This is a genomic window from Dietzia sp. PP-33, from assembly GCF_033790845.1.
In the GTDB taxonomy this organism is placed as follows: Bacteria; Actinomycetota; Actinomycetes; order Mycobacteriales; family Mycobacteriaceae; genus Dietzia.
Map to the genome: position 1 here is coordinate 159,595 of NZ_JAMYEI010000004.1, position 12,293 is coordinate 171,887.

At 71.8% G+C, this 12,293-nt stretch carries 11 protein-coding genes; 4 read left to right on the plus strand and 7 right to left on the minus strand.

Going from position 1 to position 12,293, the window contains the following annotated elements:
• Positions 1 to 64 precede the first annotated feature (64 nt).
• From NJE57_RS08880 to NJE57_RS08890, 3 genes are read left to right on the plus strand one after another with little or no spacing between them, the layout of a single operon-like run.
• Complete coding sequence (locus tag NJE57_RS08880) at positions 65 to 1,354, plus strand: aspartate aminotransferase family protein (protein WP_319028040.1); 1,290 nt, start codon at positions 65 to 67, stop codon at positions 1,352 to 1,354.
• On the plus strand, positions 1,351 to 4,398 hold the full coding sequence (locus NJE57_RS08885; protein ID WP_413464388.1) for an FAD-binding and (Fe-S)-binding domain-containing protein: 3,048 nt from the start codon (positions 1,351 to 1,353) through the stop codon (positions 4,396 to 4,398). Before NJE57_RS08880 ends, NJE57_RS08885 begins: the two co-directional genes overlap by 4 nt.
• A complete protein-coding gene (locus tag NJE57_RS08890) occupies positions 4,395 to 5,858 on the plus strand; it encodes an NAD-dependent succinate-semialdehyde dehydrogenase (RefSeq protein ID WP_319028041.1) in 1,464 nt (487 codons plus the stop codon). Before NJE57_RS08885 ends, NJE57_RS08890 begins: the two co-directional genes overlap by 4 nt.
• 48 nt (positions 5,859 to 5,906) lie before the next feature.
• On the opposite strand, the gene NJE57_RS08895 is transcribed toward NJE57_RS08890, so the two are convergent.
• Entirely contained in the window at positions 5,907 to 6,182 is a 276-nt protein-coding gene (locus tag NJE57_RS08895) for a WhiB family transcriptional regulator (protein ID WP_319028042.1), read from the minus strand.
• 93 nt (positions 6,183 to 6,275) lie between these two features.
• Between NJE57_RS08895 and NJE57_RS08900 the strand changes: the two genes are divergently transcribed.
• Positions 6,276 to 6,893 (plus strand): response regulator transcription factor, encoded by a 618-nt coding sequence (locus NJE57_RS08900; protein ID WP_319028043.1) that lies wholly within the window; start codon positions 6,276 to 6,278, stop codon positions 6,891 to 6,893.
• Positions 6,894 to 6,926: 33 nt separating this feature from the next.
• On the opposite strand, the gene NJE57_RS08905 is transcribed toward NJE57_RS08900, so the two are convergent.
• The 6 genes from NJE57_RS08905 to NJE57_RS08930 all read right to left on the minus strand — a co-directional run bounded on the left by NJE57_RS08905 (position 6,927) and on the right by NJE57_RS08930 (position 12,203).
• Positions 6,927 to 7,685, minus strand: a complete 759-nt coding sequence (locus NJE57_RS08905) for an amino acid ABC transporter ATP-binding protein (protein WP_319028244.1) — start codon at positions 7,683 to 7,685, stop codon at positions 6,927 to 6,929.
• Positions 7,686 to 7,707: 22 nt separating this feature from the next.
• Complete coding sequence (gene ehuD, locus NJE57_RS08910; RefSeq protein WP_319028044.1) at positions 7,708 to 8,364, minus strand: ectoine/hydroxyectoine ABC transporter permease subunit EhuD; 657 nt, start codon at positions 8,362 to 8,364, stop codon at positions 7,708 to 7,710.
• Positions 8,364 to 9,059: an ectoine/hydroxyectoine ABC transporter permease subunit EhuC gene (ehuC, locus tag NJE57_RS08915; RefSeq protein WP_319028045.1), complete on the minus strand. Its 696-nt coding sequence runs from the start codon at positions 9,057 to 9,059 to the stop codon at positions 8,364 to 8,366. Before ehuC ends, ehuD begins: the two co-directional genes overlap by 1 nt.
• 9 nt (positions 9,060 to 9,068) lie before the next feature.
• Positions 9,069 to 9,947 carry an ectoine/hydroxyectoine ABC transporter substrate-binding protein EhuB gene (ehuB, locus tag NJE57_RS08920; protein WP_319028046.1) on the minus strand — a complete coding sequence of 293 codons (879 nt, stop codon included), beginning with the start codon at positions 9,945 to 9,947 and terminating at the stop codon, positions 9,069 to 9,071.
• Between the two features lie 103 nt (positions 9,948 to 10,050).
• Positions 10,051 to 10,734 carry a GntR family transcriptional regulator gene (locus NJE57_RS08925; protein ID WP_319028047.1) on the minus strand — a complete coding sequence of 228 codons (684 nt, stop codon included), beginning with the start codon at positions 10,732 to 10,734 and terminating at the stop codon, positions 10,051 to 10,053.
• Positions 10,731 to 12,203, minus strand: a complete 1,473-nt coding sequence (locus NJE57_RS08930) for an amidase (RefSeq protein WP_319028048.1) — start codon at positions 12,201 to 12,203, stop codon at positions 10,731 to 10,733. The genes NJE57_RS08925 and NJE57_RS08930 overlap by 4 nt, the downstream gene beginning before the upstream one ends.
• Positions 12,204 to 12,293 lie beyond the last annotated feature (90 nt).

Consider the following 12,293-nt stretch of genomic DNA (forward strand, 5'->3'; position numbering starts at 1 on the left):
CCCCCTCGCGAACCAGGATCGTCGGATTGTTGACAATCTACGGGGTGCGCCACACACTGGCGTCATGACCGCGCACCTGTCGCCCCTTCTCAAGCAGGCCACGCCCGTCGTGGTGGACCACGCGCTCGGCTCGTGGATCCACGGCACCGACGGCCGCACCTACCTGGACTTCACGACCGGCATCGGTGTGACCAGCACCGGACACTGCCACCCCGACGTGGTCGAGGCCGCGCGCGAGCAGTGCGGGAAGATCATCCACGCGCAGTACACGACAGTCATGCACCAGCCGCTACTGCAACTCACGGAGAAGCTGGGCGAGCACCTGCCCGACGGTCTCGACTCGGTGTTCTACGCCAACTCGGGTTCCGAGGCGGTCGAGGCAGCGGTCCGACTGGCCCGCATGGCCACGGGCCGGCCCAACATCGTCACCGTGCAGGGCGGTTTCCACGGTCGCACCGTGGCCGCCGCCAGCCTCACCACCGCCGGGACCCGTTTCTCCGCCGGCTTCTCCCCGCTCATGGGCGGCGTGGTGATGACCCCGTTCCCGCACGCCCTGCGCCACGGGTGGAGCGAGGACGACGCGATCGACTTCGCGCTGGCCGAACTCGACTACCTCATGGCCACCCGGGTCGACGCCCGCGAGATCGCGGCCTTCCTGATCGAACCGGTGCTGGGCGACGGCGGCTACACGGCCACCCCGCCGCGGTACCTGCAGGGCTTGCGCGAGCGCGCGGACCGGATCGGCGCGCTGCTGGTACTCGACGAGGTCCAGGCCGGCATCGGACGCACGGGCCGCTTCTGGGGCCACCAGCACACCGAGGGGCTCGTGCCCGACATCATCATCACCGCCAAGGGCATCGCCTCCGGCTTCCCCATCTCCGCGATCGCCGCACCCTCCGCGCTCATGGCCAAGGGCTGGCCGGGCTCCCAGGGCGGCACCTACGGCGGCAACGCCGTGGCGGCCGCCGCCGGCGTGGCGACCCTCGGGGTGGTCGAGCGGGAGGGCCTGGTGACCAACTCCGCCGAGCGCGGAACGCAGATGCTGGACGGTCTGCGGCGTAGCCTCGGCGACGTGAGCGAGATCTGCGACATCCGCGGGACCGGCCTCATGCTGGGCGTGGAGTTCGGCGACCCCACCGCGCCCGCCGGGAGCGCCGGCGCACAGGAGGCCGCCCGACTGGCCGGCGCGGTGCAGCAGGCGTGCATCGACGAGGACCTGCTCACCCTCACCTGCGGCCCCACCGGCTCCGTCGTCCGCCTGATACCCGCACTGGTGGTGACCGCGGACGAGGTGGACGCCGGCGTCGAGCGCTTCGCCCGCGCCGTCCACCGGGTGTGCGACGGGGCGGCGTGACCACCCGCGTCGCACCGGCCGCCCCCGGGCAGGCGCGCGCGGGCGCCGAGGCACTGGTGGGCGCTCTCGTCGCGGAGGGCCTGGCGCCGGAGGCCGACCCCCGCCGCATCGCCGAGTACTCCTACGACGCCTCCAACTACCGGGTGGTCCCCGCGGCCGTGCTGTTCCCGCGGTCCGAGGCCGAGGTCGCGACCGCGCTGGCCGTATGTCACCGGCTGGGTGTACCCGCCACCGCCCGCGGAGGCGGCACGTCGATGGCCGGCAACGCGATCGGCACCGGACTGGTGCTGGACGTGTCGCGGTACATGAACCGGGTCCTGGAGGTGGACGAGACCGCCGGGACCGTGACCGCCGAGGCCGGATGCGTCCTCACCGCCCTGCGCTCGGCCGTCCACACCGCCACCGGCGAGCGACTGACCTTCGCCCCCGACCCCTCCAGTCAGTCGCGGGCCTGCCTGGGCGGGGCGATCGGCAACGACGCCTGCGGCAACCACTCGGTGCGCCACGGCCGGACCGCCGACCACGTAATCGCGCTACGGCTCGTCACCGCCGACGGCCTGCGCCTGACCGCCACGCGCAGCGGGATCGAGGCCACCGATCCGGCGGACGCGGCCGCCACGGCCCGCGCTGGACACCTGACCGCCGAGTTCCGCGCGCTGGCCTCCGACCACCTCGCCGCCCTTCGCACCGAGCTCGGACGGCTGCCCCGCCAGGTGTCCGGGTACCACCTGCGCCACCTGTTGCCCGAGGAGGGCTTCGACGTGGCGCGCTCGCTCGTCGGCTCGGAGGGCACGTGTGCGCTGGTCACGGCCGCCACCATGCGTGCGGTGCCCCGGTCCGCACGCACCGGACTGCTGGTCGTGGGTTACGCCGACGTCGTGGACGCCGCCCGCGACGTACCCGCGATCCTGCGGCACCACCCCACCGCAGTGGAGGGGATCGACGAGGCGATCGTGGCGACCATGCGCACCCGGCGCGGGGCCGACGCCGTGGCAGAGCTCCCCGAGGGTCGGGCGTGGCTGTTCGTGGAGCTCGACGACAGCGACAACGACGACGACGAGGCCGGCGCGGCGGGACGGCTCGATGCCCGGGTCGCCGAGCTGGCGGGCGAGCTCACCGGCTCCGGCCACGCGGTCGAGGCGCTCGTCGTGACCGATCCCGTGGCCCGCGCCGATCTGTGGCGGGTACGCGAGGACGGGGCCGGGCTGAGCTCCAGGCTCACCGACCCCGCCACGGGCGAGGTCATCGAGTCCTGGCCGGGCTGGGAGGACTCGGCCGTCGCACCCGAGCGACTGGCCGGCTACCTGGCCGACTTCCGCGAGCTGCTCGAGCGGCACGGGCTCACCGGCGTCATGTACGGGCACTTCGGCGCCGGGTGCATGCACATCCGGATCAGCTTCGATCTGCGCTCCGACCAGGGCCGGGCCGCGATGCGGGCCTTCTGCACGGACGCCGCCCACCTGGTGGTGAGCCACGGCGGGTCACTGTCCGGGGAACACGGCGACGGCCGTGCGCGCTCGGAACTGCTCCCGGTGATGTACTCACCCGAGATGCTGGACGCCTTCGCCCGCTTCGCCCGCACCTGGGACCCCACGGGGATCCTGGCCCCGGGCGGGTTGACGGCCACGCGACCCCTGGACGCGGACCTCGCGCTGGCCGGGGTCGGCCACCGGGATCTGGGGCTGCTGACCTCGCCGGACGGCGCACACCCGGTCCAGGCCTGCATCGGGGTGGGCCGCTGCCGCACCTCCACCGGTGGCGTGATGTGCCCGTCCTTCCGCGCCACGGGAGACGAGAAGGACTCCACCCGCGGCCGGGCCCGCGTACTGCAGGAGGTGGTCCGCGGGACGCTGCCCATCCACGACCCGGCGGTCGAGGAATCGCTGGAGTTGTGCCTGGCGTGCAAGGCGTGCTCGTCGGACTGCCCCACCGGCGTCGACATGGCCACCTTCAAATCCGAGGCCCTGCACCGGCGCTACCGGCGTCGGGTGCGACCTGTGGCCCATTACTCCCTCGGTCTGCTCCCGCTGTGGCTGCGCGGGACCGTCCGGGCGGCCGGGCCGATCAACGCCCTGCTGGGCACCCGCGCCGGGCGGGTCGCCGCCCGACTGGGTGGGCTGGCCACCGAGCGCACCATGCCGCGCTTCACCTCCGCCCGCGAGCTGCGCGAGGAGCTCGCCCGGGTCCCGGACAGCGTGTGGACCGTGCGCGAACCGGAGCCGGGGCGCACCTCGGCCGAGATCGTGTTGTTCCTCGATTCGTTCACCCGCGGACTGCGCCCCGCCGTCGCCGGCGCCGCCGCCCGCGTCCTGGGCGGTGCGCACACCTCGGTGGCGTGCACCGCGGACCAGTGCTGCGGACTGACCCACGTCACGACCGGCCGCCTCGACGCGGCCCGCCGCACCATGACCGCGACCGCCCGGCATCTCGATGCGATCCGCGGGCCGGACGGGGCGGAGGTCCCCGTCGTCGTCGTCGAACCCTCCTGCGCCGCCACCCTCCGCGAGGACCTCCCCCGCCTGCTCGCCGACTCCCCCGACGCCGGGGCCGCGACCCGCGTGGCCGCCCGGATCCGTTCGGCCGCCGACCACCTGGGCCGCCTCGCCGCCGAGGGCCGCGCCCCCGCGTGGCCCGGCGGCGTGGCACCGGACAGGGTCACCGTCCAGACCCACTGCCACGAGTACGCGACCTTCGGCAACCGCGTCCAACGTGCCACGCTCACCGCGTTGGGCGTGGGTTCGGTCCGGGAGGCCACCGGGTGCTGCGGCGTTGCCGGGGACTTCGGTTTCACCGCCGGGCACGAGGCGGTCACCGCCGCCGTCGCCGAACAGGCGCTGGCCCCCGCACTGCGGGCCGACCGGGCCGCACCGGTGCTCACCGACGGCTTCTCCTGCGCCACCCAGGTCCACCACCTGGGAGCCACCGACCCCACGACCGGATCCGGCCGCACCGGCCGCCACCTGTTCGAACTGCTCGATCCCGATCCCCACGGCCCCGACCCCGACCACAGCCCCGACCCCGCACCCACCAGGAGGCACACATGACCCGCTCCGTCACCGACATCATCGCCGCGCTCGGCACCGGCGTGCACGTGGACGGGCAGTGGCGGGACGCCGCCTCCGGCGCCACCTTCGAGGTGGTCAACCCCGCCACCGGCGAGTCGATCGCGGCCGTCGCCGACGGCGGGGCCGACGACGCCGCCGCCGCCATCGAGGCCGCGGGCCGCACCCAGGCCTCCTGGGCCGCCGTCCCCGCCCGCGAGCGGGCCGAGATCCTGCGCAGGGCCTACGAACTGCTGGTCGAGCGCGCCGACGAGATCGCGCTGCTCATGACCACCGAGATGGGCAAGCCGCTTGCCGAGGCGAGGGGCGAGGTGACCTACGGCGCCGAGTTCTTCCGCTGGTTCTCCGAGGAGGCCGTGCGCATCCGTGGCGACGCCCGCCGCTCCCCCGACGGCAAGACCAGGCTCATGGTGACCCACGAGCCCGTCGGTCCGTGCATCCTCATCACACCGTGGAACTTCCCGCTGGCCATGGCCACCCGCAAGATCGGCCCGGCGATCGCCGCCGGGTGCACCATGGTGTTCAAGCCCGCCAATCTCACGCCCCTGACCTCGCTGTACGTGGTGGACGTCCTCCGCGAGGCGGGGCTCCCCGACGGCGTACTGAACGTGGTGTGCACCACAGACCCGGGCAGTGTGGTGGAGCCGTGGATCGACTCCGGGATCGCCCGCAAGCTGTCCTTCACCGGGTCCACACCGGTCGGCCGGAAGCTGCTCGAACAGTGCGCCCGCGGGGTGCTGCGCACGTCCATGGAACTGGGCGGCAACGCACCGTTCGTGGTGTGCGAGGACGCGGACATGGACACCGCCGTGGGCGCCGCGATGGCCGCCAAGATGCGCAACATGGGCGAGGCCTGCACCTCCGCCAACCGGATCCTCGTACACCGGTCGGTACTGGACGAGTTCGGACGGCGCCTCACCGAGAGGATGGCCGCGCTGACCGTCGGCGACGGCACGCGGGACGGCACGGACGTGGGCCCGCTCGTCGAGGAGAAGGCCGTGGCCAAGGTGGTCGACCTGGTCGACGACGCCGTGGGGCGCGGCGCCGAGGTGCTGTGCGGCGGTGCCCGCGGCGAGGGCCCCGGCTACTTTTACCCACCCACCGTCCTGACCGGGGTGACCGCCGACTCCGACCTGATGTCCACCGAGATCTTCGGCCCCGTGGCCGCCCTGATCCCGTTCGACTCCGACGACGAGGCCGTGGCCATGGCCAATGACACCGAGTTCGGCCTGGTCTCCTACGTGATGACCGAGAACCTCGACCGCGCGATGACCATGTCCGAGCGCCTGCAGGCCGGGATGGTGGGCGTCAACACCGGGATCGTCTCCAACCCGGCCGCGCCGTTCGGGGGCATCAAACAGTCCGGTCTCGGCCGTGAGGGCGGCCTGACGGGTATCGAGGAGTTCGTGGAGACCAAACTCGTCGCGATCCCGGTCCGCTGACCGGCGCCCGCGGGGCCGGGCGGGAGCCCGGCTGCGCCGGGTGGCCTGTCAGCCGGTGCGGACGCGACCCGCGAGCCGGTGGCGGTCGGCCTCGGTCATCCCACCCCAGACCCCGTACAGCTCGCGGTGGGCCATGGCGTGCGCTCGACACGCCTCGATGACCGGGCACTGCGCGCACAGTTTCTTCGCGGCCGATTCCTTGCGCCGTCGCAGGCTCTTCGGATCCTCCTCGGCGTTGTAGAACAGATCCGGCACGTCTCGGCACATGCTGTGATCGGCCCAGGCCCATCGCTCGTCGATCCTGGTCGTGGCGGTCGGTTGCATGGTTCTCCCCCCGTCGAGTTCAGCTTCTTTCAGCCCGTCTCTATTCGGCACACCCCCAGGGGTGGGATGGGTCACAACTGATAGAATTTTCTCATGCCCGTCAGAGTCTCGGTGGTCAACGACTACACGGTGGTCATCGCGGGTGTGCACGCTCTTCTCGCCCCCTATCCCGACCGCGCCCAGGTGGTGGTGAACGGACCGGATTGCCGGGACGGGGCGGGCGTGGACGTGGTGCTGTTCGACACCTTCGCCTCCCCGGCCGACTGGCAGGCCAGGTGCGCGGCCATGACGCTCGACCCGACCATCGGCGCGGTGGCCGTCTACTCGTTCGTCACGGACCCGCGGGCGGTCGACGAGGCCTTCGACTCGGGAGTGACCGGGTACCTGTCCAAGTCACTGTCCGGCGAGGCTCTGATCGAGGCGATCGAGAGGATCGCCTCGGGCGAGCGCGTCCGGATCCTGGGGGACGACGGGGAGGCCTCACCGGGCGGGCCGTGGCCGGGCGGGGAGGCCGGTCTGAGCCCTCGGGAGTCCGAGATGCTCGCGCTGATCGCCCAGGGCCGCTCCAACGAGGAGATCGCCGCGGCGTGCTACCTGTCGATCAACACGGTCAAGACCTACATCCGGGACGCCTACCGCAAGATCGGTGTGACGACCAGACCGCAGGCGGTGGCGTGGGCCATGCGCAACGGGCTCGAGGCCTCCCGCTGACCCACCGCGGCGACCGGCGGAGCGGTCAGCAGCTCAGTACCCCAGCACCGCGCCGAGGAACCGCTTGGTGCGCTCGTGCTCGGGTGAGTCGAAGAACTGCGCGGGTGGGGCCGACTCGACCGCGACGCCCCCGTCGAACATCACCACCCTGTCGGAGATCTCGCGGGCGAAGTTCATCTCGTGGGTGACCATCAGCATCGTCATGGACGAGTCGTTGGCCAGGTCGCGGATGACCTTGAGCACCTCCCCCACCAGCTCGGGGTCCAGGGCCGAGGTGGGCTCGTCGAAGAGCATGACGTCCGGTTTGGTGGCCATGGCCCGGGCGATCGCCACGCGTTGTTGCTGGCCGCCGGACAGCTGCGGCGGCTTCTTGGCCGAGTGGTCGGCCAACCCGACCAACGCGAGCAGGTCCTCCGCCTCCCGCCGGGCGGTCGCCTTGTCCTTGCCCAGCACGTGCACGGGCGCCTCCATGACGTTCTCCAGCGCGGTCATGTGCGGGAACAGGTTGAACTGCTGGAACACCATGCCGATCCGGCTGCGGATCTGCCGCATCCGCCTGGTCTCCCGCGGCCGCTTGCGCGCACCGTCGGTGTTCCACAGCTCGTCCCCCTCCACGATCACGCGGCCGGAGGTGGGGAACTCCAGTGTCATCAGCACGCGCAGGATGGTGGTCTTCCCGGATCCCGACGGCCCGATGATCGAGATCTTCTCGCCCTCGGACACCGTGAAGTCGAGCTCCCGCAGGACGCGGTTCTCGCCCCAGTTCTTGCTCACCCTCTCGAACCGGACCATCGGCTCCCCGGGGCTGCCGAGCTCAGTGGACGGTGCCATATCGAGTCTCCAATCGACGCAGGACGAGTGTGCACGGGACGCTCACGATGAGGAAGAGCAGCGCCGCGATGGTGAACGGTTCGATGTAGCGGAACTCCGACTGCCCGATCGCCTTGGCCACCGACATGAGTTCGTAGACGGTGATGGCGGACAGGATGGCCGAGTCCTTGAACATCTGGATGAGGTAGTTCCCCAGGAGGGGGACCACCCGACGCACCGCCTGGGGCAGGACGATCCTCGTCCAGGTGCGGCGCACCGGCAGGTTGAGTGCGGTCGCGGCCTCCCACTGGCCGACCGGGATCCCCTCGATCCCGGACCGGTAGACCTCGGCGGTGTAGGCGCTGTAGTTGACGCCGATCACGATGATGCCGGTGATCAGCGCACTCATGGTGACGCCGTATTCCGGCAGGACGTAGAACACGAAGAACGCCTGGACGAGCAACGGTGTCCCGCGGATGAAGTACACGAGGAAGCCCAGGAGCTGTGAGAGCACCGGGATCCGCAGGTACCTGAACACGGCCACGACCAGCCCGAGGACGGCCGCGATGGCCATGCCCGCGAACGTGATCTGCACCGTGGTGACCAGCCCCCTGAGCAGGTCGGGGATGATGCTGATGGCGAAGGCGTTGTCCCAGATCATCAGCTCACGCCCTGCATCCGGCCGGTCAGCGCGCCGAACAGCGAGCCGCCCCGGCGGTCCGGGGAGAACCGCCGCTCGAGGACCGCGATGATCCCGGCGATGACGAGGCTCAGGATGAAGTACAGGACCAGGATGATCCCGTAGATCAGGGCGGTCTCACCGGTGGAGGACCGGATGAGCCCGGCGTTGAAGGTCAGGTCCGCCACCGTCACCAGGGAGACCAGCGAGCTGTTCTTGAGCAGGTCCACCATGACGTTGCCCATGGGTGGCAGCATCGCCGGGATCGACTGCGGCAGCAGGATGCGGCGCATCCGCTGGGCGGGTGTCATGTTGAGGGCGATCGCGGCCTCGGTCTGGCCCCGGGGCCGGGACGCGATCGACCCGCGGACCACCTCCGAGGCGTACGCACCCTCGTTGAGCCCCAACGCGAGGACCCCCGCGAACAGCGGGGTGAGCTGGATCCCGAAGAACGGGAGCGCGAAGAACAACCAGAACAACTGCACCACCAGCGACGTGCCGCGGAGGAACTCCACGGTGCACGCCGCCGGCCAGCGCAGCCAGCGATGGGTCGACAGCCGGGCCAGACCCAGGGCGAAGGCCACGACCAGCGCGAGCGCCGCGCCGAGGACCGTCACCTGGACGGTGGTGATGAAGCCTTGCCGGATGAGTGGGAGGTATTCGGCTATCGCGTCCATCGACAGGGATCAGCCGTCGACGGCGCAGAGTTCCTCGGTCGTCACGCCCTCGACGACCGTGGGGTCGAACCCCCACTTCTCCAGGATCTCGGCGAACTCGGGCTCGGTCTTGAACGCCTCGAGCTCGGTGTTGTACGCGTCGAGGAAGTCCTGGTCCTCGGGCCGGAACGCCGCCGAGGACCCCGTGCTGGGGGCGTCCTCGATGGGCTCGGTCACCTCCACGCCGTCGAGCTCGCGCAGGGACAGTGTGGGCAGGAGGAAGGCGTCGATCCGGTCGGCTCCGAGCGCGTCGGCCCCGCCCCGGGCGTCGGTGACGTTGATGATCTGGTCCGCTCCGACCCCTGCGGTCTCGAGGATGCCCTGTTCGAACCCGCCGGGGACCACACCCACGCGCAGGTCCGGCCGCTCCAGGACGTCGGCGATGGTCGTGATGTTCTCCGGGTTGCCCGGCCGCACACCGAAGGACTCGGTGGAGACGATCACGGGCGAGGCGTAGGCGACCTCGCTGCAGCGGGACTGCTTCATGAACAACCCCGCGGCGATGGTGTCCCACCGGTTGGCCTTGAGCCCGGGGATCATCGCGTCGTAGCCGGAGACGATGCCCTCGACCTGGTCGATCCCCATCCGGGCGGCGACCGCCCTGACGACATCCGGCTCCGCCCCGGTGACGGTGCCGTCCGGCGCGAGCTCGGTGTAGGGCGGCTCGTTGCCGATGGCGATCCGCAGGCCCTGTTGCCGGGCCCGCTCGAGGAGGCCGCCGCCCCCGCCCGCCTCGGGGCCACCGGTGTCCGTGGTGGAGCACGCGGCGAGGGATCCACCCACCGCGACCACTCCGCCCAGAGCCAGCGCTCCCCTGAATAGTTGCCTTCGCGAGATGGTGGTGCTCATCGTGCCTCCGTCGGGTAGAAGTTAACGGTCTCTCGACCGTATGGCCGAATCGTCCGGGTCCATCACCTAACGCGCCAAGCGTGACCTCGCCGTAACACACCGCTCACCGGGCCCCTCCCCGCTCGCGGACCCGGTCGAGGCCGTCCCTCATGTGCTCGACCAGCAGGGTCCTGGAGCGATCCGCGTCTCCGGCACGGACGGCGTCGGCGATAGCGCGGTGTTCGGCGAGTCTGGACGCGGCGTCCGAATAGGTGCCGCGCATGGCGTGCAGGCACATGCTCGTCTCGACCAGGACGGTCTCGTGGACCCTCGACAGGCGAGGGCTCCGGGCCGCCTCGACCAGAACGTGGTGGAAGTCCAGATCCGCCCCCACCATGGCCTCAGACCGCGGTTCGTCGGCGAGGGCGGCCATGGCGTCGACGGCGGCGTCGAGCGCGTCCGCGGTGACGGGGCCCAGGCCCAGGTCGAGCACCCGGCCGAGCGCGGCGGTCTCGACGGTCGTCCGGAGCAGGTACATGTCCTCGACCGCCTCGGCTGAGAGGTCCGACACGAACAGCCCGCGGTTGCGGTGCGAGACCAGCAGCCCCTCCTGCGTCAACCGCTGCATGGCCTCCCGCAGAGGTCCGCGGCTCACCCCGAGCGATCTCGCCAGTCCGGCCTCGCCGAGCTGCGTCCCGGGCGCGAAGATGCCGTCGGAGATCGCGCGGCGGAGGGTGCGTGCGATGAGCGCGGGGGTCGACTCCCGGACGACGGGGTCCAGACCGGGGTCCGGTCCGGCCACCGTCATCCCCCCGAGCCCGCTGCGCCGCCCGCGTGGACCCGCGGGGTGGGGACCACCCGGCCGAGTGCGGCCTCGAGGGCGGCACCGACCCGCACGACGAGCCTGTCGGAGAACCTGGCGCCCACCACCTGGAGCCCGACCGGCAGCCCCGCGTCGGTCGTGCCGCAGGGGAGGCTCAGCGCCGGCTGCTGGGTCATGTTGAACGGGTAGGTGTACGGGGTCCACGAGGTCCAGTCGGGGCTGTGCCACCCGGGGGGGACGTCCGATCCGGTGGCGAAGGCGGGGATCGGGGTGGTGGGTGTGACCAGGATGTCGTAGTGCTGGTGGAAGTCCGCCATCCGCGCGCCCAGTGCCATCCGGACCGCCACCGCATCGAGATAGTCGGCGGCGGAGTGGTCGTGGTACCGGCCGAGCGCCTCACGCATCGACGGGTCGACGTGCCGGACCGCGTCCGGGCCGTGAGGCGCCAGGACCGCCGCCAGTCCCGCGAACCACAGCACGTGGAAGGCGTCGGCGGGATCGGTGACGCCGGGGTCGACCGTGTCGACCCGCGCCCCCAGTGCCTCGAGGACGCCGACCGACCGGGCGACCTCGCGCTCCACCTCGGGGTCGTTGGTCCCGAAGCCCAGGTCGGGGCTGTACGCCACGCGGAGCCCCTCGAGCGGACGATCCCCGCGGACGTCCACGGTGGCCGCCGCGAGATAGCCCCCCGGTCCGGGGGTCGTGGCCCGGGCCGGCACCGCCGACCAGTCCCGCGGATCCGGGCGGAGCAACGCGTCCATGAACGCCGCGGTGTCGGCCACGGTGCGGGTCATCGGGCCGGCGTGGGCGAGGGTGCCGAACGGGCTCGACGGGAACATGGGGATCACGCCGTAGGTGGGTTTGAGCGCGACGATCCCGCAGAACGCGGCGGGGATCCGGACCGAGCCGCCGCCGTCGGTACCGAGGGCGAGCTGGCCGAGCCCGGCGGCGACGGCGGCGGCGGCCCCGCCACTGGAGCCGCCCGGCGTGAGGGCCGTGTCGTGCGGGTTCCGGGTGATCCCGGTGAGCGTGTTGTCGGTGACCCCCTTCCACGCGAACTCCGGGGTGGTGGTCTTGCCGATCACCACGCAGCCGGCCTCGTGCACCGCGGAGGTGACCGGGGCGTCGTCCGGCCACGACCCGGGATCGGCGGATCCCGGCTTGTCGGCGAGCAGGCGCGAACCGCGGAGGGTCGGCACTCCGCGCGTGTGGAAGATGTCCTTGATCGACGTGGGGACGCCGTCGATGGGGCTGAGCGGCTCACCCCGGCGGTACCGGTCCTCGGCCGAGCGGGCGGCGCCGAGCGTCGCCTCGCGGTCGAGGTGGCAGAAGGCGTTGATCTCGCCGTCGATCCGGTCGATCGCCTCCAGCGCGTCCGTCGCGGCGTCGACCGGTGAGAGCGCGCCGTCGCGGAAGCACTCGACGAGTTCCAGGGCCGTCAGGGTAAAGGTCATCCGGGTACCTTCCGTCAGATTGTCGACAATCCTACATCGGGTCGCCGTCCCGTCAACGCCCCCTCGCCGCGACCGTTCCGCCCGGATCCC

Bases quoted from the DNA above. Each gene is read 5' to 3' on its own strand.
- NJE57_RS08880 (WP_319028040.1), top strand. From the start codon at position 65: ATGACCGCGCACCTGTCGCCCCTTCTCAAGCAGGCCACGCCCGTCGTG.
- NJE57_RS08890 (WP_319028041.1), top strand. From the start codon at position 4,395: ATGACCCGCTCCGTCACCGACATCATCGCCGCGCTCGGCACCGGCGTG.
- NJE57_RS08895 (WP_319028042.1), bottom strand. From the start codon at position 6,182: ATGCAACCGACCGCCACGACCAGGATCGACGAGCGATGGGCCTGGGCC.
- NJE57_RS08900 (WP_319028043.1), top strand. From the start codon at position 6,276: ATGCCCGTCAGAGTCTCGGTGGTCAACGACTACACGGTGGTCATCGCG.
- NJE57_RS08905 (WP_319028244.1), bottom strand. From the start codon at position 7,685: ATGGTCCGGTTCGAGAGGGTGAGCAAGAACTGGGGCGAGAACCGCGTC.
- ehuD (WP_319028044.1), bottom strand. From the start codon at position 8,364: ATGATCTGGGACAACGCCTTCGCCATCAGCATCATCCCCGACCTGCTC.
- ehuC (WP_319028045.1), bottom strand. From the start codon at position 9,059: ATGGACGCGATAGCCGAATACCTCCCACTCATCCGGCAAGGCTTCATC.
- ehuB (WP_319028046.1), bottom strand. From the start codon at position 9,947: ATGAGCACCACCATCTCGCGAAGGCAACTATTCAGGGGAGCGCTGGCT.
- NJE57_RS08925 (WP_319028047.1), bottom strand. From the start codon at position 10,734: ATGACGGTGGCCGGACCGGACCCCGGTCTGGACCCCGTCGTCCGGGAG.
- NJE57_RS08930 (WP_319028048.1), bottom strand. From the start codon at position 12,203: ATGACCTTTACCCTGACGGCCCTGGAACTCGTCGAGTGCTTCCGCGAC.